The organism is Nostoc sp., assembly GCF_036917355.1.
In the GTDB taxonomy this organism is placed as follows: domain Bacteria; phylum Cyanobacteriota; class Cyanobacteriia; order Cyanobacteriales; family Nostocaceae; genus Nostoc.
In genome coordinates, this window is the sequence record NZ_JBALDP010000106.1 from 1 (window position 1) to 25180 (window position 25180).

The 25180-nt window shown below is 41.3% G+C and carries 21 protein-coding genes and 2 pseudogenes; 11 read left to right on the top strand and 12 right to left on the bottom strand.

All coding sequences use genetic code 11. The features are described 5' to 3' along the window. Window positions 1-107: 107 nt before the first annotated feature. Both V7K53_RS31400 and V7K53_RS31405 read left to right on the top strand, forming a co-directional pair. Window positions 108-926: pseudogene (locus V7K53_RS31400) on the top strand (IS1 family transposase). A gap of 154 nt (window positions 927-1080) precedes the next feature. Continuing rightward, window positions 1081-1230 (top strand): hypothetical protein, encoded by a 150-nt coding sequence (locus V7K53_RS31405; RefSeq protein ID WP_335201387.1) that lies wholly within the window; start codon window positions 1081-1083, stop codon window positions 1228-1230. A gap of 312 nt (window positions 1231-1542) precedes the next feature. On the opposite strand, the gene V7K53_RS31410 is transcribed toward V7K53_RS31405, so the two are convergent. The 5 genes from V7K53_RS31410 to V7K53_RS31430 all read right to left on the bottom strand — a co-directional run bounded on the left by V7K53_RS31410 (window position 1543) and on the right by V7K53_RS31430 (window position 4968). Beyond that, window positions 1543-2241, bottom strand: a complete 699-nt coding sequence (locus V7K53_RS31410; protein ID WP_335201388.1) for a hypothetical protein — start codon at window positions 2239-2241, stop codon at window positions 1543-1545. Between the two features lie 2 nt (window positions 2242-2243). Further along, window positions 2244-2711, bottom strand: a complete 468-nt coding sequence (locus tag V7K53_RS31415) for a hypothetical protein (RefSeq protein WP_335201389.1) — start codon at window positions 2709-2711, stop codon at window positions 2244-2246. 3 nt (window positions 2712-2714) lie between these two features. Next, the gene (locus tag V7K53_RS31420; protein ID WP_335201432.1) at window positions 2715-3734 is read right to left on the bottom strand and encodes a tyrosine-type recombinase/integrase; all 1020 of its coding nucleotides are present in this window, start codon (window positions 3732-3734) and stop codon (window positions 2715-2717) included. Between the two features lie 2 nt (window positions 3735-3736). Then, the gene (locus V7K53_RS31425; protein ID WP_335201390.1) at window positions 3737-3979 is read right to left on the bottom strand and encodes a hypothetical protein; all 243 of its coding nucleotides are present in this window, start codon (window positions 3977-3979) and stop codon (window positions 3737-3739) included. Between the two features lie 392 nt (window positions 3980-4371). After that, window positions 4372-4968: a hypothetical protein gene (locus V7K53_RS31430; protein WP_335201391.1), complete on the bottom strand. Its 597-nt coding sequence runs from the start codon at window positions 4966-4968 to the stop codon at window positions 4372-4374. A 220-nt stretch (window positions 4969-5188) separates the two neighbouring features. On the opposite strand from V7K53_RS31430, the gene V7K53_RS31435 reads away from it, so the two are divergent. Next, a complete protein-coding gene (locus tag V7K53_RS31435) occupies window positions 5189-6835 on the top strand; it encodes a mechanosensitive ion channel family protein (RefSeq protein WP_335201392.1) in 1647 nt (548 codons plus the stop codon). 20 nt (window positions 6836-6855) lie between these two features. On the opposite strand, the gene V7K53_RS31440 is transcribed toward V7K53_RS31435, so the two are convergent. Next, the gene (locus tag V7K53_RS31440) at window positions 6856-7149 is read right to left on the bottom strand and encodes a hypothetical protein (protein WP_335201393.1); all 294 of its coding nucleotides are present in this window, start codon (window positions 7147-7149) and stop codon (window positions 6856-6858) included. Window positions 7150-7446: 297 nt separating this feature from the next. On the opposite strand from V7K53_RS31440, the gene rpaB reads away from it, so the two are divergent. Further along, entirely contained in the window at window positions 7447-8214 is a 768-nt protein-coding gene (rpaB, locus tag V7K53_RS31445) for a response regulator transcription factor RpaB (protein WP_335201394.1), read from the top strand. A gap of 164 nt (window positions 8215-8378) precedes the next feature. Then, a complete protein-coding gene (locus V7K53_RS31450) occupies window positions 8379-9035 on the top strand; it encodes a hypothetical protein (protein WP_335201395.1) in 657 nt (218 codons plus the stop codon). Window positions 9036-9861: 826 nt separating this feature from the next. On the opposite strand, the gene V7K53_RS31455 is transcribed toward V7K53_RS31450, so the two are convergent. The 3 genes from V7K53_RS31455 to V7K53_RS31465 all read right to left on the bottom strand — a co-directional run bounded on the left by V7K53_RS31455 (window position 9862) and on the right by V7K53_RS31465 (window position 12565). Further along, entirely contained in the window at window positions 9862-10194 is a 333-nt protein-coding gene (locus V7K53_RS31455) for a hypothetical protein (protein WP_335201396.1), read from the bottom strand. A 256-nt stretch (window positions 10195-10450) separates the two neighbouring features. Then, window positions 10451-11506 (bottom strand): sensor histidine kinase, encoded by a 1056-nt coding sequence (locus tag V7K53_RS31460; RefSeq protein ID WP_335201397.1) that lies wholly within the window; start codon window positions 11504-11506, stop codon window positions 10451-10453. 504 nt (window positions 11507-12010) lie between these two features. Next, window positions 12011-12565 (bottom strand): pentapeptide repeat-containing protein, encoded by a 555-nt coding sequence (locus V7K53_RS31465; RefSeq protein WP_335201398.1) that lies wholly within the window; start codon window positions 12563-12565, stop codon window positions 12011-12013. Window positions 12566-13191: 626 nt separating this feature from the next. On the opposite strand from V7K53_RS31465, the gene V7K53_RS31470 reads away from it, so the two are divergent. Continuing rightward, the gene (locus V7K53_RS31470; RefSeq protein ID WP_335201399.1) at window positions 13192-15579 is read left to right on the top strand and encodes an EAL domain-containing protein; all 2388 of its coding nucleotides are present in this window, start codon (window positions 13192-13194) and stop codon (window positions 15577-15579) included. 925 nt (window positions 15580-16504) lie between these two features. Here V7K53_RS31470 and V7K53_RS31475 read toward each other — a convergent pair. Beyond that, entirely contained in the window at window positions 16505-17572 is a 1068-nt protein-coding gene (locus V7K53_RS31475) for a sensor histidine kinase (protein ID WP_335201400.1), read from the bottom strand. Between the two features lie 7 nt (window positions 17573-17579). After that, window positions 17580-18737, bottom strand: coding sequence for an FIST signal transduction protein (locus V7K53_RS31480; protein WP_335201401.1), 1158 nt, complete (start codon window positions 18735-18737; stop codon window positions 17580-17582). 359 nt (window positions 18738-19096) lie between these two features. Between V7K53_RS31480 and V7K53_RS31485 the strand changes: the two genes are divergently transcribed. From V7K53_RS31485 to V7K53_RS31495, 3 genes and pseudogenes are all read left to right on the top strand, one after another. Continuing rightward, window positions 19097-22048, top strand: coding sequence for an NHLP bacteriocin export ABC transporter permease/ATPase subunit (locus V7K53_RS31485; RefSeq protein ID WP_335201433.1), 2952 nt, complete (start codon window positions 19097-19099; stop codon window positions 22046-22048). 173 nt (window positions 22049-22221) lie between these two features. Further along, window positions 22222-22752, top strand: a pseudogene (locus V7K53_RS31490) (GTP-binding protein); the annotation flags it as partial. A 171-nt stretch (window positions 22753-22923) separates the two neighbouring features. Further along, entirely contained in the window at window positions 22924-23118 is a 195-nt protein-coding gene (locus V7K53_RS31495; protein WP_335201402.1) for an IS4/Tn5 family transposase DNA-binding protein, read from the top strand. A gap of 173 nt (window positions 23119-23291) precedes the next feature. Here V7K53_RS31495 and V7K53_RS31500 read toward each other — a convergent pair whose 3' ends face one another. After that, window positions 23292-23549 (bottom strand): transposase, encoded by a 258-nt coding sequence (locus V7K53_RS31500; protein WP_335201404.1) that lies wholly within the window; start codon window positions 23547-23549, stop codon window positions 23292-23294. Window positions 23550-23702: 153 nt separating this feature from the next. Between V7K53_RS31500 and V7K53_RS31505 the strand changes: the two genes are divergently transcribed. Together V7K53_RS31505 and V7K53_RS31510 are read left to right on the top strand one after the other, a co-directional pair. Continuing rightward, a complete protein-coding gene (locus V7K53_RS31505) occupies window positions 23703-24614 on the top strand; it encodes an IS982 family transposase (protein WP_335201406.1) in 912 nt (303 codons plus the stop codon). Between the two features lie 359 nt (window positions 24615-24973). Then, window positions 24974-25144 carry a hypothetical protein gene (locus V7K53_RS31510; RefSeq protein ID WP_335201408.1) on the top strand — a complete coding sequence of 57 codons (171 nt, stop codon included), beginning with the start codon at window positions 24974-24976 and terminating at the stop codon, window positions 25142-25144. The last annotated feature ends 36 nt before the right edge of the window (window positions 25145-25180 follow it).

The following is a 25180-nucleotide window of genomic DNA, read 5'->3' on the forward strand; positions in this document are numbered from 1 at the left end:
TCAATTAATTAGTGCAATGAATCAATTTAAACCCTATTATGCTTCTGGATAATTTCACTTGGTTACTACTTGCTCATTCCGGAGAGTGACAGAAGAGGGATATCGCTATGGAATGTCCAAGGTGTGCATCAACCCATATTCGCAAAAATGGTAAACAAAGAGGTAAGCAAAATTACATCTGTGTGAAATGTAGTCGTCAGTTTATTGATTCTTATGAACCGAAAGGTTACTCAGAAGAAATCAAGCGCGAATGCTTAGAAATGTATGTCAACGGTTCTGGCTTTCGGGCAATAGAACGAGTGAAAAAAGTGCAGACGCTCGCGGACTCGCTAACGCTTCGCTATCATACGACTGTCATCAATTGGGTAAAAGAGGTTGGTAAGCTGTTCCACATTTAAATTGCATAATATGGGCGCTCATTTTGCCCACCCTACAAAAGTTATATTTAATTAGATTATGCAATTTAAATGTTTTTTAGCTTAATATTTTGCCTGACACACCGCAAAAGGATGAAATATCAGAAATCACCCAAATTGATGAGTTAGAGACCTTTATTGCTAGAAAAAAACAAAATTTGGTTGTGGACAGCAGTAAATAAGCATATTCTCGGAGTTATAGCTTGGGTTTTAGGAGATCACAGTTCCAACACTTTTAAGCTTTTGTGGCAGGCTATAAGCTGCTGGCACTCTTATTTTTACGTCACAGATGGCTACCCCGTTTATCCTTGTTTTATTAGCGACGAAGACCATATTGTTAGTAAAACCTATATGACACTCGTGATCTGAGAAAACAGTGGTTTTAGACATTACTTGGCTCGGCTACATCGTAAAACTTTTTCTTATTCTAAGTCAGAAGAAATGCTGAGACACTCTATTCGACTGGTTATACATTATCTCAAGTATGGTTCAGTACCGCTCACGATGTGAGCTACAAGTTTTATTTCAGCGATCGCCTGATTCATATTTTGATTCAGCAACGCCAAGTATGCAGTAGTGATGATGCACCACATGATTAACGCAAATCCTCAATGGGAGGTGCAACTCACTAGCCTTAGCCCTCAAAACGAAGATGTGGCTTGCGATGCCTACAGCGGGCAAGCTACGCAACTTAGAAAAAGCAGGAAAAAACAGCTTCCCGCGATCGCATTATCGTGACTACACTGTGGTAGTGGGGCTTAGTATATTGCATAGACTGCCTTCTGCGATCGCTCCGATAGCCTCTGGTTTTTAGTTTGCTCATTAAATGCTAAATCCTAGCAGAGTTACTAGGATTCAGCAAAAGCAATTATGAGAACGCTCTCTTAAATTATTTGTGTAATTTAAGCAGCACCGTTAATAGATTCTTGTAAATCATCAGCAAAGTTACTGTTAGCCTCGAACGCGCTCTAAGTAAATGTTTATCATCCGCTTCTGTTCTTCAGGATTAAGATCAGCGATTTGTTGAACCAAAACATCATTAGAGATATTACTAAGGAAAGCTGGATTGGCTTCTACAGCTTTGATAAGAAATGTCCTACTGAAAACACTATTTAAGAAACCTATCTCACCAGATCAGGGTGAGGAGTAGCGAATTATCCGGAGAGCTTTTCACCCAGACATTATGGTTATGATAAAAATCACCACGCTGTTCTAATGTAAAATTACCCAACAATAATCCCAACCACACCTCCACCATCGGCATTTGTAACACACGTTGCAGTTTAACTAAAGAAATCTCATCTTTGACATTTATCAGGTAGTTAGCGATCGCGCTCTGCCATTTTTCCACATTTTCGTCTGATGCCAAATTGCGAACATCTTCTAAAGTTGTCACCTCATCGAGCATTGCCAAAACATTCGCTTTTTCAACAGGTGCTGCTACAGAATCACCCAACTCAGTAGGAGATGAATATTGGTGTGGGCCGTGTGGTTTAAAGGTTTGTGGTGTTTGCGGTTCAATCAAATCATCTAAATCTAGGTGCATTGTTGTCCGTACTAGACCAGCAAATAGATCAGTGCTAATAATTGGCCCCAAAAGACTATTGCGATCGCGGGTATCTTGCAACAGCACTTCGGCACGAGACTTGAGAATATCCGCAATTTGACTGAAGGCAAGCGCTGCGGTTAATAACTGTGCTTCCAAGGGTAAACTTTCTAGCTCGGCATCCAAACAATCCCACATAGCATCAAGAGAAGAAGTTGGTGGAGATTCGGACAGCTCATCCAGCAGATCCCAGATTGTTAATTGGTGGTATGTGGCCATCTCTAGGATTCTGGATGTAACGGGCAAGGACGAACTGGGCAGTAACTTGAGGTAATTTCAAACATATCCTTATATTGATATAGTGAAACACTATATTGAGATGCAAAAGCCTGTAACACCTGATCTGTATAAGTGCGTATTTTACCCGCCGTTAACCCAAAGCAGTGAATTGGTTCTAAGCGACAAATAGGCTGTTGCCCCAGCCAGAGTTCTGCGCCCAAGGCGTGCAATGGCTTATCCCCTGGTTCTTTATACAAATACAACACAGCAAAATATGTTGCTGGCGGTTCGACGGTGATGGCATCTAGTTGCGCGGAATTATCATTGGTTCGACGACGGTAGAAGGAGCGGCGATTATGGCAAACTTTAGGATTCCAGCATCCATCCCCATTTGTCCCATGCAGCACCTTGGCTTTAGCTGTTGGCAACTTGGCACATAACTGGCACTTGGGATCTAATGGTTTGGGCATAGTCTACTCCACTTCGTCCTCACCAATGGCGCGATAGTAAGCAGCGATCGCAGCTTCTTGCTCACTGCGAAGTGTATAGCGCCGAAACGCTTTCTCGCTTTGATGTCCCGTTAGCTTACGGGCATGGCTGGGATCAACTCCTAATAGCAATAAGTCAGTGGCATAGGTGTGGCGAAAGGAGTGAGGGTGCAAATCCTCAATATGAGCTATTTCACCAATTTTTTCTACAGCGAAGTAAATACCGTGATAACTCAAGCGTTCACCTTTGTATGAAGCATGGTGTGAAATCATCAGTGGGCTAAGGCTGGACAACACCTCTCCTTGCTGTGAGCGCAATTGTAAATACTCTGCTAAAACTTCCCGACTCTCTTTTCGCAGTGGCACTAGGCGCGGTTCATTAGTTTTAGTATCTGGTAAAAACAGCAGCTTGCCATCAAATGAGCCAACATTTAACTGCACAACTTCCCCAGCCCGCAGTCCATGACTGAGAATGTGGACGAGTGCTGTATCTCGTTGCTTTGTTTCTCCCAATAATTCCAACGCTGACCACACCCGCTCCATCTCTTCTAGGGTTAAACTCTGGGCTGGTGGCAGTGGCACTTTTTCCAGTTTTATCCCCAGTGTGGGATTCGTAGCAATAATTTCAGGATATGTGTAAGACATCCATTTGAAAAAGCTTTTGAGAGCCGCAATTCCTGCATTGATGCTGCTTTTTGAAAGCCGTTTGCCAGCATCAGTCAGTATTTCATCACGGAGATATTCTTTATATAGCGCAAGATGACGTGGACGCAGTTCATGATAGTGCAGCTCACTCCAAGCCAAAAACCGCTTCAGTTCGCGTTCGTAAAGCTTGCGGCTGTTTGGTGCGAGATTGTTGCTGCGTAAAAATTCCAGAACTTTTACCCACCGAATATCGGTTGGTGGTCTTGTACTAGCCGTGCGCCCAGTCAGCAATGCTGTTTGGGCGTTCAGAGGAATGAGTTTAATCGGAGGTAAATTATTTAGTTCAGGGTTATTCACAATAATTATGCGATCGCACTCGGTGGCTGTGAATTTAAAAGTTCAGTATACACGATCGCGGTGTGAAGACAAAATAACCTACCCTTATCTTTTATCCGATATAAACTACGATAAAAACTACTTTTCCCTAGACACAACACTTTCACCAACATGCGATCGCGGAGGGTGCATGTTGGCAACGGAATATAAACTATTACGCTGCCGATAAATTTTGCTTGTCTTGGTATCGCCTTTGATGCGTCATCCAAGCGATAACCATTTACAGGATGCTAACTTCCAGTTATAGTTAGCCGTAACTTATTATAGGCACAATGCAACTATAACTTTGACTGAGTGCAAAGATAGTTTACAAAAGTTGCTCAGGCGGTTGCCTTAGCCTATGGGAATAAAAAAGTTCAACAATTTCTGTTAAGTGCTTTACCCCGCTCCAAGCATCCGTCCATAAATCGCTTGAAAGAGCCTGTACGCCGCACCGACGCTACGTTATTATTAGAGCGATCGCCACTGGCTCATTAAGGTTACGCCATCGCTCTTAGGCTCTTCAAAGATTTCTGGTCTTATTTCTCGGTAACTCTATTATTATCCAGTCATCAGTAATGGGGAGTATATTTTCCAGTGTTGTAGAGTTTATAGTTCCTGACTAATAAATTTCGTCTTCTTCACCTACCCAATCTTCATCCCAGAGAAGTTCATTGTAAACCTTAGTAGCTTGAGATATTTTTAGGTTGTGAGCTGCTGTGACACAATTTCTTGGTTGCCAGCCAATGAGGGCGTATCTCCCATGTAAATGTCTGACAGCATCTTTGCAGTCATTAATTACTGGAATATCTTCAAAGATGTATTTCCACAATTGGATTCCTAAACGAATTGCCTCCATTTCATAATTGTGAAAATAGGGTTCTTCAACATCAGGTGTAGAAATCAGCAATCCTCTCACCCAGGCATGATTTTTATAGATAGCCTTCGCTACAACTAAATTGGCTTGTTTTGGTGTCCAATTGCTACTTTGTAAAAAGTTATCTATTGCTGATTCATCATCTACATCTATATCTACGTTAGATTCTGAAAGTATTTCCGAGATATCTATATTTTCTAGGAACAGTTCGTACCACTCTTGAAAAGTTTCGGGACTAAACAGTTTTCTGGCTTCTTCAAAGGAAATTTTCTCCCATCCAGCATCTGTAACTATTTCGTTACCAGTAGGAGCAATGAACAAATTTTCTTGTTCTTCTACCATCCAAAAGAAGGGTATATTGTGATTTTTTCTCTTTCGTTTACCCATTGAACTGCTATAGAGGATCATTCTTATTATCTTGTCTTCTATCCTACCTGAAAAAGTGAATGTTTCTACTCCATAAAAAGTAATGCTAAGAGAAACTATTAAAAAAATAATTTGATTGCGATGAAATTTAGTTAAGATAAATTAGCTAAAGTAAAAACATCTGCTTAGAGTCTTTATGTTTGATTTTCATCGTTTACGATTACCATCAAAATATTTTAATATTCTGATTACAGTACTAACTTTTGTTTTATTTTCCTGGTTCACTCCTATCGTTGCTCAAGCATTAACTAAAGCTCCAGTTATTTTGGATGGACAACAGCTTTTTGGGATCAGCGATTCTGGTCAATATAGCGCTCAAGAACGGGCAAATTTAATCAATTCACAACTAAAAAATGTGATTTCCGCTTCTGAGTCTATTCAAGTTAAGATTGAAAAACGCAACCAGCTACCTACTATTTTGCTAAATGACCGCTATCTGTTAACAGTTACACAACAAGATACTGTTCCAGGTAGTACACTTGATGAGCAGGCTAACATTTGGGCGCAGGAAATTGAAGGAGCGTTACAGCAAGCTCATTTAGAGCGAACTAAAACCTATCTTCAACAAACAACTTTTATAGCAGCAGCAATTTTACTCATAACTGTGGGATTTAGTTGGCTATTGGGATGGATTAAGCATCACTTTATCCGAGTAGCTTCACTTCGCTTAACTACTAGCAATGCCATACCTAATTCGGAAACACTTAAAGTATTAGAATTATTTTTCAAATTAGTGTTGGCAAGTATGCGTATCGGACTTTGGATGAGTGCGATTCTTTATATTACTAATCTCTTTCCTTTCACTCGTCAATGGAGCTACCAAATTTCAAATATCCTAATTACCAGTTTTACCTCACCTATTCTGACATTAGGAAAGAATCCTTACTCCCTTACTGAATTAATAGTTTTGGTTGGTTTGTTGTTTGGCTTAGTTATCTTTGCTGGAACTTTAACCAATTTTTTACGTTCTCGGATTCTCTCTTTTACTGTTATCAATCGTGGCGCTCAAGAAGCGATTATAATACTTTTAAAATATGGTCTAATTTTTATTGGCACACTGGTACTGCTACAAATCTGGGGGCTTGACATTAGCTCTTTGACAATTTTAGTAAGTGCTTTAAGCGTTGGAATTGGCTTTGGTTTACAAGATATTGCTAAGAATTTTGGCAGTGGTTTAGTACTAGTATTTGAGCGTCCGATTCAGGTTGGAGATTTTGTGGAAGTTGGGGAATATACAGGTATTGTCGAGCGAATCGGTGCCAGAAGTACCGAGATTCGTACCCTTGACCACGTTTCAATTATTGTACCCAACTCTCGCTTCCTAGAAAAAGAAGTAATCAACTGGAGCCACCGCAACCCGATTTCTCGCCTTCATCTCCCCGTTGGCGTTGCTTATAGTTCAGATCCCCAAGCCGTGCAAGCTGCTCTGTTAGAGGCTGCTTCTAAGCATCCCAATGTATTGCAGACTCCTTTGCCTCTAGTACTGTTTAAAGAGTTTGGCAACAACACCTTAAATTTTGAGTTATTAGTCTGGACTGCGGAACCTAATAAACAATTTTTGCTCAAAAGTGATTTATACTACATTATTTACGAAGTATTAAAGCAACGAGAAATTGAAATTCCTTTTGCTCAGTTAGATTTACATCTGCGTTCTGGTAAGTTGGAATTTACGCCAGAAATGCAGTTAGCTTTAATACAGGTGGTTAAAGGATTATCAAATCAGGAGTCATACATAGATTCAACCAATGCAATTGAAAGGGGTACAGAGGGTATAGATGCATGAACGCTCTGTAATCATGGGGTCTACCCACAAAAATCATCTACCCGAATATCCCGCCAGACATCAGAAACCTGCCAGCCAGAGTTTCCCACAGACTGTACTGGAGGATTGTCAAGGTGCGGAATATAGTCAGGAACTCTAGGCTTTTGAGTGATTACTGGTTTCTCCTCAACCTCAACCACAGGGACAGTAGAATTGTCAGTATTAGCTTTAAGAAGTTGGTCTTCAGCCTCCTCGATTAACTTCATCTGTCTCAGGGTGAGCTTGTCAGATTTTTTGATGATCTTCTTAGTATCTGTATCATTAGAAGTATTCATTGGCTGTTCCCTCGAAGGCATTGGCTTAAAATTTGTCTGAGTAAAGTTATAAGAAGATAGGTATTAATAATTGCACAGAATAAACACTGTACTGCAAAACTCTGGAAAATACGAGTCCCTTGCTGAATAATTTATTAATTGTGTACAAATCTGTTTTCGGGTTGATGTTCCAGCATAATCTGTTGCACAGATGCAAGTATTAAGCGTAAGCGTAGCTCGCCGCAGGCATCGCTTCTTGACTCATGACTGTAACTCAAGATTGTTTTGCGGTTTTGACTCCTAATGAGCAGATAATAGATGGTTGAGAGTTCTCGCTGTGGAGGAACAGCGTTGAGAAACTTATCAGGTGATAAAGGCACAATCCTAGTAGTCGATGACGAAGCCAGCATCCGTCGAATTTTACAGACGCGTCTAGAAATGATTGGCTACAGTGTAGTTACAGCTAGTGATGGTGAAGAAGCTTTGTCAGCTTTTCGCCTGTTGACCCCTGATTTGATAGTTCTAGATGTAATGATGCCAAAGCTAGATGGCTACGGTGTCTGTCAAGAATTACGGAAACAATCAGACGTACCAATTATCATGCTAACAGCCTTGGCAGATGTAGCAGACCGAATCACTGGGCTGGAACTCGGTGCTGATGACTACATGACAAAACCTTTCTCACCCAAGGAACTAGAAGCTCGAATTGCCTGTGTACTAAAACGGCGCTCCTACAAAACCAGTATCAATACTATTCCTAACTCTGGGATAATTCATGCAGGCGACCTAAAAATCGATACAAGTAAGCGGCAAGTCCATAAAAATGAGCAACGCATTCGATTGACAGGTATAGAATTTAGCTTATTAGAGTTGTTAGTTAATCATTCGGGAAAGATTTTTTCAAGGGTCGAAATATTACAGCAATTGTGGGGCTTTGTACCAGAGATGAATACAGACACCCGTGTGGTAGATGTGCATATTTCACGATTGCGGACAAAGGTAGAATCCGACCCCAACGACCCAGAATTCATTATTACAGCAAGAGGTAACGGTTATTTTTTTCCACGAATTGCTGAATCAGAATAAGGAATGCGAGCAATTATCTGGCATATTGCAGCATCAAAGATGTTTTAAGTAAATCGGTAGAGGGATTGAGCTAACTCTCGTCAGTTTGATGGATGTCTTAAAGTGTTGAATCTAGTGAAATTGTTGGTCAAGAAAACGTTTAATTTAAAGCTTGTGGAGTATTTATGATACAAATACCAATCGTTCGCCAAATCCTATTAGATGCCGATACCGGATTGCTACCATATCTTAGTCAACAACTTCAAACACAGAGTTTTTCACCTTTTAAAAGCCAATTTGGTTTTTATGTAGACGAGTCTTGTACACAAGTTACCTCGGTAGACGATTCTTTAGAAATACAAACGATACTTTTGTTGACTCTGAAGTTATCAATTGTTGTGGATAGCCAAACTCCCTCGGATGAGGCAGCAGTACACGCTCTTGAGTTTCAAGAATTGCTAGATGCACAAATTATTAGATGGAGCCAAAACAACGAAAACTTGCTTCAACCAATCTCAGGAATTAAAAGCACGTTCAGTCAGTTGTCAGATATCCCGTTCCACGGTGGCTATCTTCCAGGTTTTGAAATTAAAAGCCAGTTTACTATAGTTTACAGTCCTGTTACTACACAGTTAAGCCAATCAGAGTCGGCTCAATCTTTTTTGCATAGTCCAGGGGAACGTACTCCCATCAGTGGGCAGTACGAAGTAATTAATTCTGACGGAAAAGGCACAGGGTTAGAGATAACATCAACTGCCGGAAATCCCTTTCCTCCAACGAGTGAATCTGACCAATCATATAGATTAGTTGATCCCACAAAGCATAAAAACCCTAATAGATAACAATTAGCGTTGCTCAAAGGCAATCTTAAGCTAGAGGAGCTTCTGCTCACGAACTGTTAGCTGTCAGATATAGTGATTTGAGCAGCATATTCTTCTTTACTCGTATTTAAGTGAGTAACCCTGCTCAGACCAGAATAATTTTACTAACTTGTTAGTGCTCTGTATATATCAATAATGACTGTAATTACTCAGATATACTTCACCTGACTATGAAAGATAATTTTGTTAAGCCGAGTCATCCTCTAGACATTTAATAGAGTAGTCTTTTAGTAGATGTTTACACTTAGTATTAACTATAAATTAAAAGGAGGTAAATATTAGTTAATCTTTGGCTAAAAAAGGAGTTTTTTATGATTTCGACTGTGATTTTTTTTGTTGGCTATACTGTAATATCTGCGTTTTTCATTTCTCATGTTGAGTAATCAGCTAGAAAGTATTAGAATTTCTATTTGGTTATGGTAGACTTGATAAGTGCAAATCGATTATCTATAAGGCTTTTGGGTGTAGAGTGTAGTGAGGAAAAAGCTTTTAATGTCCGCGCTTATTTCTATTTTTCTTGAGTTTTTCAAATCTGCAACCCTTCTACTATTGTACAAAATAAATTTTAGTGAGAGGGAATAAATTTATATACTCTGTTGAGATGAATAACTCAGTAGAGTATTTTTTTGATAGTCACTGCCCTTAAGAAATTGTCTTGTTGCAACCCAACAAAACCTCGTTCTAATAACTATGAATTGAAAACTGCGGCTGCCCTGTCAAGAAATGTGATGCCTGCGGTTCTTGCTAGCCTACGCACTTCTTGAAACATCCATAAGTTGTGTTTCTCTCAATTGCGGTCATTGCTATTAGGAGCTGACAGTTGAATCATCTCAGTAAAACGTGAATACTTAACCGTATCGGTAGGGGGATAATCTGCCGACACTGCAATTAACCCAATTTTTATATCCTCGAAATAAATCACGCCCCCAATACTCCCTTTAAGAAAGAAAGCTCCATGAAATAAATGATATGGAGCTATGTAGATCACCAAACAGTCACTAATCTTTATTGCCCTGTCAAACATCTGCTGACAAGTTTTTTGGAGGACGGCATTTAGATATTCATTATAGGCAGGCTCACCCAGGTCAGTGAATTCCGGTAGATCCGCAAAATGATCCATATAAAATAGCCAAATATCGGACAAGTCTGCGTCATTCGCCAGTTTTTGCTTAGGAGCCGCGCAAAAATAACTTGAACACTTTTGATTGCGAAGTAAACCTAACAGCTTATCCTAGATTAAATTTGTACAACTTATTTTTACGTAATGCCTTAAGTTCTTGCAATCGGTCGATATTCATATTACTGATAAGCATAGAGATGACTTGGCTCTTTTAAAATAGTTGGAGTTTACATAAGTGAGCGCAGCGAAGATGGAGCTAGAGGATTATAGTGGGGAGAGGGGAGGAAGCTTTGGGTAAATCAATTGAGAAGACACATCCTTGATGGGGGATATCGCGAACTGAGAGTATACCTTTGTTTAACAATACGGCGCGTCGTGAAATTGTAAGCCCAATCCCTAATCCTGATCTATCTGTTCCCATCTGAGAAAAAGCCTTAAAAAGTTCTTCCGCCTCACCAGGGGGGAGTCCTCCACATTGATCCTCTATTTCAAGCAAAACACGCCCACCTACAGCCTTACCGCGTATCCATACAATCCCACCCTGCTTCGTGAACTTAATGGCATTTTGAACCAGATTCGATAAGGCAGATATTATTAGGTGACGATCTATTAAAACCTCCAATTCAGGCCCTACCTCAACACACACTTTAATTGATTTCGCACTTGCTTCAAACCATGCAGTAGCCTCAACTTCACTGACTAGGTGAATAACTCGACATCTCTGATATTGTCCGGTTGATTCGTTTCGCAGTCGCACCTCAACAAGTGAACGATCAATAATGTCTCTCATACGCCTATGGGCATTTTCAAGAATACGAGATGTACTTCCATTTGCTCCGACTTTTCCTGTGATTATAAGTTGGGAAGCTAAACTAGCAGAGGTCAACGCATTTCGCAACTCATGTGCTAGAAATCCCAGACGTAAAACCTCATCCCGCTCTGCATTCTCGCGCTGACCTCGATTAAACTCTGTAACCGCTTCAGCGATAGCGATATCGAGGCAGAAATTTAATCGATTGAATTCACGAGGGGATGTTATTTCACTACTATTTTCCTGAATATACTGAGTGATAGATTGACAAAGAGCGCCGTAGCCATGAACAACCTGAGAAATGCTGTAGCCAAGTTTTAACGACTCTTTCCCCCGGCGCTCTGCTGCGGCTCTGTGAACACTTTCTATAAAATTGTTATGTGCTTTCCCAGATTCATCTATTTCCCCAGATTCATCTATATCAGCATCAGCACGTAATACCTCAATGAGTTCATCGTAGAACACAGGTAATCCTCTTTCCATTTCGTCGCTCGAACTCATGGAATCAGCAAGACGCGCGATCTTTTTTGAACACAAGGCGAGAATTTCGTCACGTTCTGCTAAGAGAAATTCATGTAACATTATGAATGTTCTTAATTTTAGACTTATTCTAGCATCAGGCGATCGCTAGAACAGCGATCGCACACACCCCCTTGCCGAGGCTAAGTATTTAACCCACATTCCGCATGTTATTTTGTAGTATAAGAAGCAATATAAAAATCTGGAAATAGTTACTAAATTATCCGAGTATAAATACTAAATTTCTATTATTACTATATATTTATCACTACCAACATTTTTTCATTGTCTAGGCTGAATAATGCTAGTGTTACAATACCAGATGTTGCTGAGGATAATGGGATGATGAACATCATTAAGATAGTGTTAATTACTGCCTGAACAAACCTTGGATAAACAACTTATTTGTCAGGCAGTAATTATTTATCATCGCAGCCCCATTATTACCTTGATGTATAAACTTAGGTTAAAAATCACTCAAGTCACTTAGTCGTGAACTATTCCATCGGGCATTTTTGTTCCAGTTAATCCGACTCTCCGCATATTTGCCCCGTCCATATCTGCGCCAGTCAGGTCTGCCTTATCTAAATATGCCCCGTCCATATCTGCCCCAGCTAGCTTTGCCCCTTTCAAGTTAGCTTCACTTAGTTCCGCTCCCCTAAGATCCGCTCCGGTGAGGTCTGTCTCACCTAAGTTTGCCCCCCTCAAGTTGGCTCCACCTAGCTTGACATAGCTTAAATCAGCTCCACTTAAATCTGCTCCTGTCAAGTCTGTTCCACTCAGGTCTGCATCAACCATTTCTGCACTAATTAGGCATACTTCAATCATTCGTGAATCAGCAAAAGTTGCCTGATTGAGTTTCGCTTGACTAATATGTGCATCAGTCAGATATGCTCCCTTTAAGTCTTTACCAATCAAGTCTGCTCCCTTTAGGTGTACCCCAATCAAATTTGCATTAGTCAGACAAACCTGAATTAAGCTTACGTTACTAAAGTCCCGTTCTCCTGCTGCGTATCGTCTCAGAAGTTCTGGAGTTTTCATAATAAAAAGCAATAACTGCTTTTTGAAAGTTAAGTAAATATTATCATTTAACCCATGAGTTTATTGTTAACTAATGTAAATATTTATCAATTATCGTCTGAAAGCGATGCCTGCGGCGGGCTACGCCTACGCTCATAAAAATGACTAGCAACTTGGGTTATATCTGCGGAATAGGCTTCAATAACTAAATATTTTGGTTTAACCATTTTTTTATTTGTCGCTCCACTAACTATGTGGAGGTGAATTAATGGAAAAGAAAAGTTGGCGATCGCTACAATCAATATTTTAAGTACTTATACAGAGGCTAAATATCTATTATTATACAAAATAAACTTTAGTGAGGGACAATAAATGTGACTTTATATACTCTATTGAGATGAGTAAGCCAGTAGAGTATTTTTTTGAGAGTCACTGCCCTTGAGAAATCGTCTTATCTTGTTGCAACCCAACAAAACCTAGTTCTAACAACCATGAATTGAAAACTGCGGCTGCCCTATCAAGAAAGGTTAACAGCATCAGCGATCGCAGAACTTGAATCTTTAAAACTCAATGAAATATCTAACTTTTGCTACTCTTTTTTTCATTAGTAAGAGTGTAGAATATGTATAAAATTTAGCATTTATCTAATGAGATTGCTTAATTTATCTGATGCTATTGATCGTTTTCCTTGGACAATTAGTCCTGATAGTACTGTAATTGAAGCTATTGGATTAATGAATCGGAAACGAAATATAAAAGATGATCTGACTAGCTTAAATTTTTCATTTGAATCAAAGATCGGAAGCCAGCAAGGATCTAGCTGCATCTTAGTTATGGAGGGAACGCAGCTATTAGGGATATTCACTTATGAAGATGTAGTTAGACTTGTTACCTCCGGGATGGACTTATCCAGAGCGAAAATGGCTCAGGTGATGACGCAGCAAGTTGTTACGCTCACACAATCAAATTCTCAAGATATTTTCACAGCTTTGTCGTTATTGCATCAGCATCAAATTCGCCATTTACCTATTTTGGACAATGTTGGGCAATTGCTAGGAATCGTCACTGAGACTAGCTTACTTGAGCTGTTTTTACTGGAGGAAGAAAAATTTACTGACCAAGAGAAAGTTAACGAGGAACTTCAGCAAACCCTTGAAGAACTTCAAGTCGTGTCCGAGGAACTACGCCAACAAAATGAAGAGCTGACTACTGCCCGTAACACGTCAGAATTGCAGCAGCAACGTTACCAAGATTTGTTTGAGTTTGCTCCAGATGGTTATTTAGTAACTAATAGTGTCGGGATAATTCAAGAGGCTAACAATGCAGCAGCAACTTTGCTCTGTGTAAGCCAAAAATCTTTGGTAGGGAAACCATTAATTGTGTTTATAGCTCAACAAGACCGCCAGATATTTAGAGCCAAGATATCTAATTTGCAGCCGCTACAAGACTGGGAAATTTATCTATATCCACGAGGTGGTACACCTTTCCCTGCTAGCATTAGAGCATCTATTGTGTACAACTCATCCCATCAGCAGGTAGGCTGGCGTTGGCTGCTGTGCAATATCAGCGAACGCAAACAAGCCCAAGAATTGTTGCACCGAGCAAAAGATGAGTTAGAAAAACGTGTGAGGCAACGGACAGAGGAACTGGTAAAAGCAAATGAAGAATTGCAGACTGAAATTACAGAGCGTAAACGAGCGGAGTTACAACTGCTGCACCTTGCGTTTCACGATGCACTGACGGGTCTGCCAAACCGTAGTGCATTTATAAAACGCCTTGAACATGCGATCAATTATTCCAAACGGCATGAAGATTATTTATTTGCTGTCCTGTTTCTAGACCTAGATGGCTTTAAGTCTATCAACGACAGCCTTGGACACAGATTTGGCGATCAATTATTACTTGTCATTGCTCAAAGGCTCCAAGAATGCTTGCGCTCTATAGATGTAGGTGCAAGACTGGGAGGAGACGAGTTTATAATCCTGCTAGAAGGGATAAAAGATATTAACGATGCGATCAACGCTACTGAGCGAATCCAACATCAACTAACACTTCCTGTGGAGCTAGATGGGCAAGAAGTCTTTACTACAGTCAGTATTGGCATTGTCCTAAGCAGTACAAATTATAACCAACCAGAAGAATTTTTGCGTGATGCTGACATTGCCATGTACCGAGCTAAGGCACAAGGCAAAGCGTGTTATGAGATTTTTAACACTGATATGCACATTCAAGCAGTCTCACAATTGCAGTTGGAGAATGCTTTGCGCCGAGCCATTGAGCGTTTTGAGTTTCGGATTTATTATCAACCGATAGTGTTACTAAAAACTGGGAAGATAATTGGTTTTGAAGCCCTTGTGCGCTGGCTACATCCAAAACTTGGCATTGTTTTGCCAGAGTATTTTATGTCAACTGCCCAATCAACCGGGTTAATCAGCCGAATTGATGAGTGGGTGTTGGATGAGGCATGTCGTCAGACACAGCAGTGGCAAGAGCGATTTTCCCAGTGGTCAAATTTGGAGCAGCGCCCTTTGACTATTAGCGTCAATCTTTGTAGTACTAAGTTTAGTCAACAAAATTTGCTGCCGCAGATTAATCAAGTTCTACAGAAGACTGGACTAGATGCACAAAGTTTGACGCTGGAGATTACAGAAACCGTAATTATGGAAAACAGTGACAAAGCGACCATCAAGCTAAAACAACTGAGAAAATTAGGAATTAAGTTAGCAATTGACGACTTTGGTACAGGCTATTCCTCATTAGGTCGTCTCCACCACTTTCCAATTAATCAGTTGAAGATAGACCGCTCCTTTGTTAGTGGTGGCAGCGTTGCTCAAGGAAATTTAGATATTGTTGAAACAATGGTGATCCTGTCCAAAAAACTAGGTGTAGATGTAATCGCCGAAGGGGTAGAAACGGCAGAACAGCTAGCGCTCCTAAAAGCGATGAAATGTGAATATGGGCAGGGAAATTTTTTCTCTAGACCATTGGATAATCAGGCGGCAGCGGCATTAATTATTGCAAATCCTCTGTGGTGAGTGTTTTTTAAATACGCTTCACCACTCCCAGTTGCCACTGTCAGGAGGACGAGGTTGTAGACTTGCACTGGAGTGACAATTACCACATCTGCGATCGCCGTTCGCTTAGATAGCAATTAGTGTTGCTTTCGCGATCGCATAGAAAGATGGAAATTGGCTGTTGCTCCCGCATGAGTATAGGCTAGATAGCAACTTGAGATAGTAGAAAGTTCAAGCAAGCTTTAAATAATTTGCAGATATACAAAATTTGGCTCAAACTAGTGCTAGTGTACTATAGGATTTTTAATTTAGGATTTAATTTGCTTGAAAATGGTGTGAAAAGCGAGACTGCTTGTAGTGGAGCTACCCTCGACAAAAATCATTAACCCTCAACTCGCGCCAAACAGTTTAAAACTCCCATATTTATTTTTTTTGTAAGCGCTGCTCTGGACTCCTTGCCACAGAGCAGTTTTTTATTGCACTGGTGGCCTCTGTTGAGTCAAGTAGCCGTTGGTAGCAATTGAATTAGCCCTGTTGTGTCACTTTGGGAGAAGCCAATGCCTGAAAGCCCTTGAGAGTCTTGATTCTCAGTTTTTGGCTATAAATTTTAGTTTCTGTTAGAAAAGAAAAGCTCAAAAGCTTATTAATCAAAGTTTCAAAGTTTCGCTATGATTATTGTTTTCCGCAAGTGACATAACAGAGTTAGAGTGGAATGGCACTAAGATATCAGCAAATCCAGTATTCATAAGACTTTTGGGTGTGGGGTGTTGGGTGTAGTGACGAAAAAGTTTATTAATGTTCGCACTTGTTGTTCATTTTTTTGATTTGTTCCCTACCCCCTACCCCCTACCCCCTACACCCTGCCCTGACTAGGTTTCACGTTTTCTTAGTGCCATTCGAATTAGAGTGTTTACTCGTAGAAGCAGGCGTTACGTTACATTAGTTCCTAAACTTGCTGCTGGATAGGAATTTGAACCACAAACTCCGTTCCTTTTCCAGGTATCGAAACAAACTCTAACTTGCCGCCATGTTTTTCGGTGATAATTTGATAGCTGATAGCCATTCCCATTCCTGTTCCCTTACCGACAGGTTTTGTTGTAAAGAAGGGATTGAAAATCTGTTTTTGAATCGATTCGGGAATTCCAGAACCATTGTCAGTAAAGGTAATTTTCACCCACTGTGAATCAATGGCAGAGGTACGAATAGTGATGCTACTAGGATTATCTCGAATTTCCTGATAAGTTCGTTTGGCATTGAGTTCTTCGAGGGCATCAAGTGCATTTACTAGAATGTTCATAAACACCTGGTTGATCTGTCCAGCGTAGCATTCTACATTGCATAAATTGTTGTAGTCTTTGATGATCTGAATTTCTGGGCTTTTGTCAGAGGCTTTGAGCCGGTGTTGCAAAATCATCAAACTATTGTCGATACCTTCATGAATATCCACCGCTTTATACTCACTTTCATCAAGGCGGGAGAAGTTACGCAGTGAAAGCACAATATCCCAGATACGCTCTGTCCCGATATTTATTGAGTTCAATACCATAATCGCGTCTTTTTCTAGAAAGTCTAAATCGATGGTTTTGCGTTCGGTTTGAATTTCAACGGGTGGGTTAGGAAAATAATGATGATAAAGCTGGACAAGTCGCAATAAGTCATGGGTGTATTGGCTGATATGGCTGATATTTCCGTAAATAAAGCTAACGGGATTGTTGATTTCATGAGCAATCCCAGCCACCATTTGACCAAGAGCAGACATCTTTTCGCTTTGAATTATTTGAGCTTGTATTTTATGCAAACTATCTAACGTATTTTCTAACTCTTGACCTCTTTGCTGCAAGTCTGTTTGAGAGCCTTCTAACTCACAAATGACTTTCTTAAGTAAAAACTCTTTTGTTGCAATGTCAGTTTCTAACTGGCGGCGTTCATTTTGGCAGCGTTCCAGCTTTTTGTGCAATATGCGGTTTGTCTTTTCTAACTCTTGAATCTGTATGGAAAAGTCAGGGTTATCCATACACTAATCATTTTGTCCCTATTAACAGTGTGACAAAGGTTTTGTTATGAAATTGTGTTTGGCCTTTGCCCACTAGAGGAGCAATTTCACCATAAGCATAGAAACCACAACAAGGTAATGCTTTTGGTAAATGAGTTTTGACAAGCTGATATTCAAGTCTTGCAAGAGTTCCAAGAATTCGCCGTCGAGCTGCACAGGAAATAAGTAACGCTGCCATTGGCTCCACGCCGGGATAATCAGCAAGAGCATTCTTCAAGGATGTCTCAGAAGCTGACAGAATATTGTCACGAGTTGCATCAGTAATTTGCACAACTGCCTGTTCAGGAATATCTGAGAAGAACTTCACGCTACCAGACTGTTGATCGTAGCCATTAGGTGCCCGCAAATAGAAATGATCTTGATCCTCAAAAACTGCTAGGGCATGGATGGCATAGTTGGATGCAAATCTTTCTTCACCAAGATAGTGCTGATAGAAATCTAAGGCACGCTGTCCATCAATTTCATAGACTACGTTGCCATCGACTTTAGTTACACGGCTACGTTGGCTGATGGGAGTCCAACCACTGGAAACTCCGTGGGAAAATAGTAGTTGTCCAGAGAATAGCAGCACTGGAACTGAATCACTCAATACTTCACCTTGGAAGAATTGGTAAGTTTTGTCAAAGGCATAGTCATCGGCAGCCATTCCCCCAATGATGGGAATATGTTCTCCCAGGCTTTGTTTTAAACCTTCTAAAATTAAAACCCCATTGCTCGTTAGACTATCAGGAAAGGTAAGGCACAGTTGTGGTACAGATGCACTCTTTGCCTTTGCTTGTGCGATCGCTTGCCCTGCTGCAAGGGCTGGATTTTTGGATGCTTCTCGTCCAATACCTGCCCAAATTTCCACTTCATCGGTAGCAAACAGCATTAAGGTTAGAGAATCTTGCTGAAACTCCAGAATTGAGGAGATTTCTCCATTTGTAGTTCCACCAATCAACTCAATTCCGGGAAAAGCATCTTGGATGCGTTGCAAAATTAACCTATGGTCAAAGTCTATAGCAGTGAATAAAAGTCCAGCTTGGGGAAGGGAGCCTGCAAGAGAACGGCTACATTCTTGAAGTACTTCAGCGATCGCATTTTGAGAATCAGGATCGTCACTATGACCAACAACAACTTGAAACACAAGCACCTCATCGTAAGTTTTAATACAAGCGTGTTAACCCAATTTGGATGGGAGCATCTAGCAACTTACAGTTAGACTTCCCAATTACTTTAACTAAATCTCAATTCACCTGAGTTTTTATTCCGCCTCATCTGACGATACAAAAACTGCATGAAAAATTTTGGGAGTATTTTCTACAAAATCAACTTCTTGGCAAGATAGTCCAACGGGGAAGCCATACAGAATTGCAGCAAGTTGAAGGGCCGTATTTACAATTAATTCGCAGTGAGGAAACAGAAGAGGTAGGGGAGCAGGGAGCAGGGGAGCAGGGGAGCAGAGGAGCAGGGGGAGCAGGGGAAGAAATTACTTCCTTGTCCCCCGTGTCTCCCTCATCCCTCTTATCCTTTGCAAACCTCAAAGGACAACACTATCGTTTTCAATGCAATGAATCGCTACTGCTAGATGACCCGGAGACAATTTGGCTAGTAAAATCTGGTTACTTGGCGCTATTTACGATCGCAGTTAATGATGGCGTTCCCGAAGGCACTCGTCGCTATTTATTTAGTAGCACGGCTGGACAGGCAATGTTTGCGATCGCACCAAGTTTGGAGGGCAAGCAGCAAGAAATTTTAGCCGTGTCACTTGAGGAGACAGAAATTCTCAAAGTATCCAGAGCAGACTTTAACCAGTTGTTTGCTGATGCTAATAAAGAAGTAGTAACTCTGATAGAACGCTGGATTTATCAATTAGGTTCGGTACTTGCTGGTATCACTACGCCAACGACACCAACATTGCTGCCAAAAAACCGCCAGTTCTCCTTAGTCGAAGACCAAATCTTCCAGCCGCATCAAATATCGTGGGTACAAATTCTCCAAGGGCGGGCTAGATGGATGGGGTTTGCAGAACTGCCGTTAACTTCTGCCTCTGGAATGTTGCCTTTGGCTGAAAATATGTGGTTACAAGCAGATAACACTGTGGAGTTGAAAAGTGTTAACACCGCAGACATAGAAGATATCGATTCTTTGTTAAGTGGTTTGTCCCAACTACAAACTTACTTTCTCCACTGCATTAATCTGCTGCAACGCCAGGAGATGGATGCAGAATTACTGAGATTTCAAGCCAGAGAACGTCTTGAGAGCCAAGTAATGCAAGAGACGTTAGCAGAATTAGCATCTGTATTGCCACAGCCAAAGTCAGACAGGCTAAATAATAGTTTAGGATTCAGTAGTAATCTTGATGCAACTGACCCAAACCAAGCCTTACTAATTGCTGCTGGTGCCGTGGGACAAGCATTAGGAATTAAGATTTGTCCGCCAGCTGCTTCAGAAGATTCTAATCGAGTCCAAGATCCTGTAGAAGCGATCGCTCGTGCTTCGCGTATCCGCGTGCGGCGAATTCAGTTGCGGGACAACTGGTGGCAAAAGGATTGCGGGCCGATGTTGGCATTTACGCTTGCTGATAAACTGCCAGTGGCACTACTACCAGTATCTGATACACGTTACAAACTCTACCTTCCTGGGGAACGAACGCCTATCTCTATCGATGCCCAAATAGCAGCAGCACTAGCGAAGACTGCCTACGCATTCTATCGACCTTTACCTGATAAAAAGCTGAAAACTTTTGATTTACTTCAGTTTGCCCTTCAAGGACATTACAAAGAACTAATTATAGTTTTAGTAATGGGAATTACCATCAGTCTGTTAGGAATGCTGACACCTCAAGCTACGGCTATCCTAATCGACAAAGCTATCCCAGATGCTAATCGAGGCTTGTTGAGCCAAATTGCTATTGCTTTGGTGGCTGCTGCCTTTGGCGGAACGCTGTTTCAACTAGCCCTTGGGTTTGCCACGATTAGGCTGGAAACTTTTGCCGATTCCTCCACCCAAGCCGCAGTTTGGGATCGATTGTTAAACTTGAAGGTTTCCTTTTTTCGCTCTTTCTCAGTTGGTGACTTGGATTCTAGAGTCACGGCTATTACTCAAATCCGGCAGCGACTGGGTAACACAGTTTTAAAAACAATTTTCTCCAGTTTGTTCTCACTCCTGAATCTGGGACTATTGTTTTACTACAATGTTTCCTTAGCTCTCATAGCTTGTGCAGTGGCACTGGTAAATATTGCTGTCACTATCATCTCTGGTGTTCTTATTGTCCGTAAAGTTTGCCCATTACTAGAGCTACAAGGACAAATCTTTGGTGTGATCGTGCAGTTAATTAATGGAGTTGCCAAACTCCGAATCGCCAAAGCTGAAACCCGCGCCTTTGCTTACTGGGGTAAACAATATACGCATCAACTAAAATTAATGCTGAGTACCCAAGGCATTGAAGACAGCCTCGCCGTAATCAATCAAGTATTACCTGTGTTAACGACTGCTGCCCTTTTCTGGTTTGCTACTAGCTTAATTGGGCAGTCCCAAACTCCTGGAGGAGGTGGTTTATCCACTGGCGCTTTCTTAGCATTCAACGTTGCTTTTGGGACGTTTATTAACGGAGCCACTAGCTTAAGCAGCACAGTTGTGGAAGTTTTGCAAGTTTTACCCTTGTGGCAACGGGCCCAACCTATTTTGCAAGCTGAACCGGAAATTACTTCTGCTCAAGCAGATCCGGGTAGGTTATCGGGCAAATTAGTTGTAGACCGGGTAACTTTCCGCTATCGCGATGATGGTCCCTTGACGCTGGATGATGTCAATATTCGTGCTGAACCAGGAGAATTTATTGCCATTGTCGGGCCTTCTGGTAGCGGTAAATCAACTTTATTGAGGTTACTTTTGGGGTTTGAATTCCCGAAATCTGGCACGATTTACTATGACGGGCAAGACTTAACTTCTTTGGATGTCCATGCTGTACGCCGTCAATTGGGTGTGGTATTGCAAAATAGTCGGTTGATGTCGGCCTCTATTTTCGAGAATATTGCCAGTGGTGCCTTAGTGACGATGGACGAAGCTTGGTCAGCAGCCCAGATGGCAGGTTTTGCAGATGATGTAGCGGCGATGCCGATGCAGATGCATACAATCGTCAGTGAAGGAGGTAGCAATCTTTCTGGTGGACAACGACAGCGGTTGTTAATTGCTAGGGCGTTGGTGTTGAAACCCCGGATTTTGCTATTCGATGAGGCGACTAGCGCTTTAGATAATAGAACCCAGGCAATTGTCAGTGAAAGTTTACAACAGCTTAAGGTAACTAGGGTTGCGATCGCTCATCGCCTCAGTACTATTCAAAACGCTGACCGAATTTACGTACTTGCAAATGGCAAAGTAGTGCAGCAGGGTAGTTTTGTTGAACTAGGAAATCAATCAGGGCTATTTGCACAACTCATGATGCAACAGTTGCTTTAACTGTGTATTGGGAAGATAGTAGGTAACTGAATTAACTTCGCTCCTATTTAAGCTTGCTCTCGTAATTTTTTGAGTAACTTATTCTTTGCAAGTCTCCTACTCTGGTAAAAAATGCTGAAACTATTAAGATTAGAAGCATCTGCCTACTGAATACTTACTAAACCTTCCCAGCCATGCCTCTGTCACGCATAGTAACGCTGATTGTCGGTCTGATTGTCATTTTGGGGCTAGCCTTATGGCTCATTGATTCCCTATCACGCCTCTATTGGCAATTATCCTATTCGCCGTTGCTAGGTAATTTACTGCTGTTGCTGCTGATTATCCTGATTGGAGCCTTGGTTGCCGCTTTTGTCTATTATGTATTGGTGATTAGATCCGGGGAAAAGCGATCGCGTCGCAACCCGAAGCGAGCAACAGCGGCCCAAATTCCTGCTGCTAAATCTGACGCAGCTTCTACAACTCTCCAGGCTATGCGGCAACAGGTAGCGCAAATTCAAGATGAAGTCACACGTCAGGCTTTATTAAGTCGCTCGCGAGAAATTGAAGCCAACCTCGCACGGGGTGAAATTCAAGTAGTGGTATTTGGTACGGGGAGTGCTGGCAAAACTTCTCTAGTTAATGCGATTATGGGACGCATGGTCGGTCAAGTAGATGCACCGATGGGTACAACTCAGGTTGGAGAAACCTATTGTCTGCGGTTGAAAGTCCCTTGTTAAAATCCGGTTTCCAAACCGAATTCTCTCCGGTTAGAAATTCTGACTTTTCACGGGATGTGGAAAAGGGAAATTGGTTTGCGGAAGATATACGCGAACCAATAAGAGAGAATTGACTCGTGATTTTAGATATTGTCGTGGTAAGTGTGTCAATGAGTGGAAATGAAAATCTTAGAGAAAAATCTGTATGAGGAGTGTAACTTTGGAGACAAACGTTTAACCCAAAGAGCAGCATTTATAGGTGAACTTTTATCGGTAAAATATGGTCAGCCTTTATCCAAAATATTTAAAACTGCTAGCGACCTCAAACGTGGTTACGAATTTTTGCTAATCCAAAAACTAATTTTGAAAAGTTGACTCAACCTTACTTTAAACAAACAGCCCAAGAAATAAACGGCACTCCTGTGGTGCTAGCTGTAGGAGATAAGTAGACCAACCTAATTAAATGTAAAACGCTCAACTTGATACTGTCCGTGGTTAGCTCGGTTATTTATACCATCAATAATAACGATGCCTGCGGCGGGCTACGCCTACGCTAATTCATATTCATCCTCAAAAACTTGACCAGCAAGCTCGTCACGCTTTAGATGCAACCATTCATCTTCAATCCGATTCATTTGGGGACTATAGGGAGGAAGAAAAAAGACGTACAAACCTTGTTGTTGCCAACGTTGGTGCTGCTGGCGAGCTAAAGAGCTTTTATGGACAGAGGCATTATCATGAATGATCGCGGTGATTTGTCCAGTTTCAACTAAGCCAACGTGAGTTCGACGGATAGAAAAGCCCAAAAAGCTTGCTAGATAGGAATTTGCTTAACTGGGCAGGCGAAGTGCGATGCCTGCGGCGGGCTACGCCTACGCCAAGATTGATTGAGAATGAGCAAAAAAGGCACAAAAAAACGCCGAGACTAAAAATATCTAAGAAAAATGAGGATCTCGGCTATGTCTACCATTGTATCTCGCCTCGATATCGTACAAATCTTCTGTGACGTAGATGATTTTTGCAACCAGTGGGAGAACTTGTGGCAACAAGTGCCACAGTTACCATCCACAAAGGGAGAGCGCCGCAGCAAATCAAAAATGCATTTATCAGAGGTGATGACAATTGCGATCGCATTTCACGGTAGTGGTTATAAAACTTTCAAGGAGTTCTACACCTTGCACGTGCTACAAAGTTGGCGTGGAGCGTTTCCCAACTTGGTGAGCTACACCAGGTTTGTGGAACTGATGCCTTGGTGTTTAATGTTGTTGTGTTGTTTTTTACATACACGCACAGGAGAGGTTACAGGGATTAGTTTTATTGATTCTACTCCGATAGATGTTTGTCACAATTGTCGCGCACATGCCCATAAAGTTTTTAAGGGGTTAGTGAAATGGGGTAAAAATTCTGTGGGCTGGCATTTCGGATTTAAACTTCATTTGATTATTAACGATTGTGGAGAATTACTGGCATTCAAGCTAACCCCAGCTAATGTAGATGACCGTAAGCCAGTACCTGATATGACCAAAGACTTAATTGGTAAACTGTTTGGAGACCGAGGATATATCTCACAAAAATTATTTGAGGAGTTATATCAGCGAGGTTTAGAGTTAGTTACCAAATCTAAAAAGAAGATGAAAAACCGTTTGGTAAAACTAATTGACAAAATTCTTTTACGCAAACGGGCGGTAATTGAATCTGTCAATGACTATCTCAAAAATATGTGTCAAATAGAACATTCTCGACATCGTAGTGTCTTTAACTTTTTGGTCAATCTGATGGCTGGACTGGCTGCTTACACCTATTTGCCCAAAAAACCATCGATTGATATTTACCCAAAAGATTTACCTGCACTACCTCCTGCCGTTTTTTAGCTCCGTCGAACTCACGTTAAGCCAGTAGCAGCAGTTTGAGCTTGCCAGTTCATCAGCTGGACATAGGTTGGTGTTTTGAGCGTTCCCACCATCAAAGCATAATCAAAACGAACTTTTGGCTCCCAAATACCGAAGATATTGATACGCCTACCACGTCGTCTATTTTGTCGAATACGTTTTTGCTCACCCCTGAGCTTTAGATCGATCCATTGAGTCCCTAAACCTTGGGTTGAAAGATTTAATCGAAGAAACTTCTAAATATCGCCAACCATAAAAGTTAGTTCGTGGAGGATTTACGCGAACCTCTCCTCCTTTTCCACATCCCGTGAAAAGTCAGGAGCAGATGCGGGTGATTTGCGATGGCGCAAGCGCCCAGCGTAGCTGATCGCATCCATCGGGTGTATTCAGACTTACTGGAGGAGTCGGTGCAGAGGTTTTTGGAGTCGTTGGGGAAGCTGAACCGGGCTTATTTGAGTGCTGTGGAAGAAAAAGTTTTAACTCTTCTGGAATCGGAGTATAGCAATAGATAACGCACTAAACAGTTTTGGTTGTACTGTGTAGTTTGC

Coding starts and splice junctions, on each gene's coding strand:
- V7K53_RS31405 (WP_335201387.1), top strand. CDS start 1,081: ATGCCTACAGCGGGCAAGCTACGCAACTTAGAAAAAGCAGGAAAAAAC.
- V7K53_RS31410 (WP_335201388.1), bottom strand. CDS start 2,241: ATGGCCACATACCACCAATTAACAATCTGGGATCTGCTGGATGAGCTG.
- V7K53_RS31415 (WP_335201389.1), bottom strand. CDS start 2,711: ATGCCCAAACCATTAGATCCCAAGTGCCAGTTATGTGCCAAGTTGCCA.
- V7K53_RS31430 (WP_335201391.1), bottom strand. CDS start 4,968: ATGGTAGAAGAACAAGAAAATTTGTTCATTGCTCCTACTGGTAACGAA.
- V7K53_RS31435 (WP_335201392.1), top strand. CDS start 5,189: ATGTTTGATTTTCATCGTTTACGATTACCATCAAAATATTTTAATATT.
- V7K53_RS31440 (WP_335201393.1), bottom strand. CDS start 7,149: ATGAATACTTCTAATGATACAGATACTAAGAAGATCATCAAAAAATCT.
- rpaB (WP_335201394.1), top strand. CDS start 7,447: ATGGTTGAGAGTTCTCGCTGTGGAGGAACAGCGTTGAGAAACTTATCA.
- V7K53_RS31450 (WP_335201395.1), top strand. CDS start 8,379: ATGATACAAATACCAATCGTTCGCCAAATCCTATTAGATGCCGATACC.
- V7K53_RS31455 (WP_335201396.1), bottom strand. CDS start 10,194: ATGGATCATTTTGCGGATCTACCGGAATTCACTGACCTGGGTGAGCCT.
- V7K53_RS31460 (WP_335201397.1), bottom strand. CDS start 11,506: ATGAGTTCGAGCGACGAAATGGAAAGAGGATTACCTGTGTTCTACGAT.
- V7K53_RS31465 (WP_335201398.1), bottom strand. CDS start 12,565: ATGAAAACTCCAGAACTTCTGAGACGATACGCAGCAGGAGAACGGGAC.
- V7K53_RS31470 (WP_335201399.1), top strand. CDS start 13,192: ATGAGATTGCTTAATTTATCTGATGCTATTGATCGTTTTCCTTGGACA.
- V7K53_RS31475 (WP_335201400.1), bottom strand. CDS start 17,572: ATGGATAACCCTGACTTTTCCATACAGATTCAAGAGTTAGAAAAGACA.
- V7K53_RS31495 (WP_335201402.1), top strand. CDS start 22,924: ATGAAAATCTTAGAGAAAAATCTGTATGAGGAGTGTAACTTTGGAGAC.
- V7K53_RS31505 (WP_335201406.1), top strand. CDS start 23,703: ATGTCTACCATTGTATCTCGCCTCGATATCGTACAAATCTTCTGTGAC.
- V7K53_RS31510 (WP_335201408.1), top strand. CDS start 24,974: ATGGCGCAAGCGCCCAGCGTAGCTGATCGCATCCATCGGGTGTATTCA.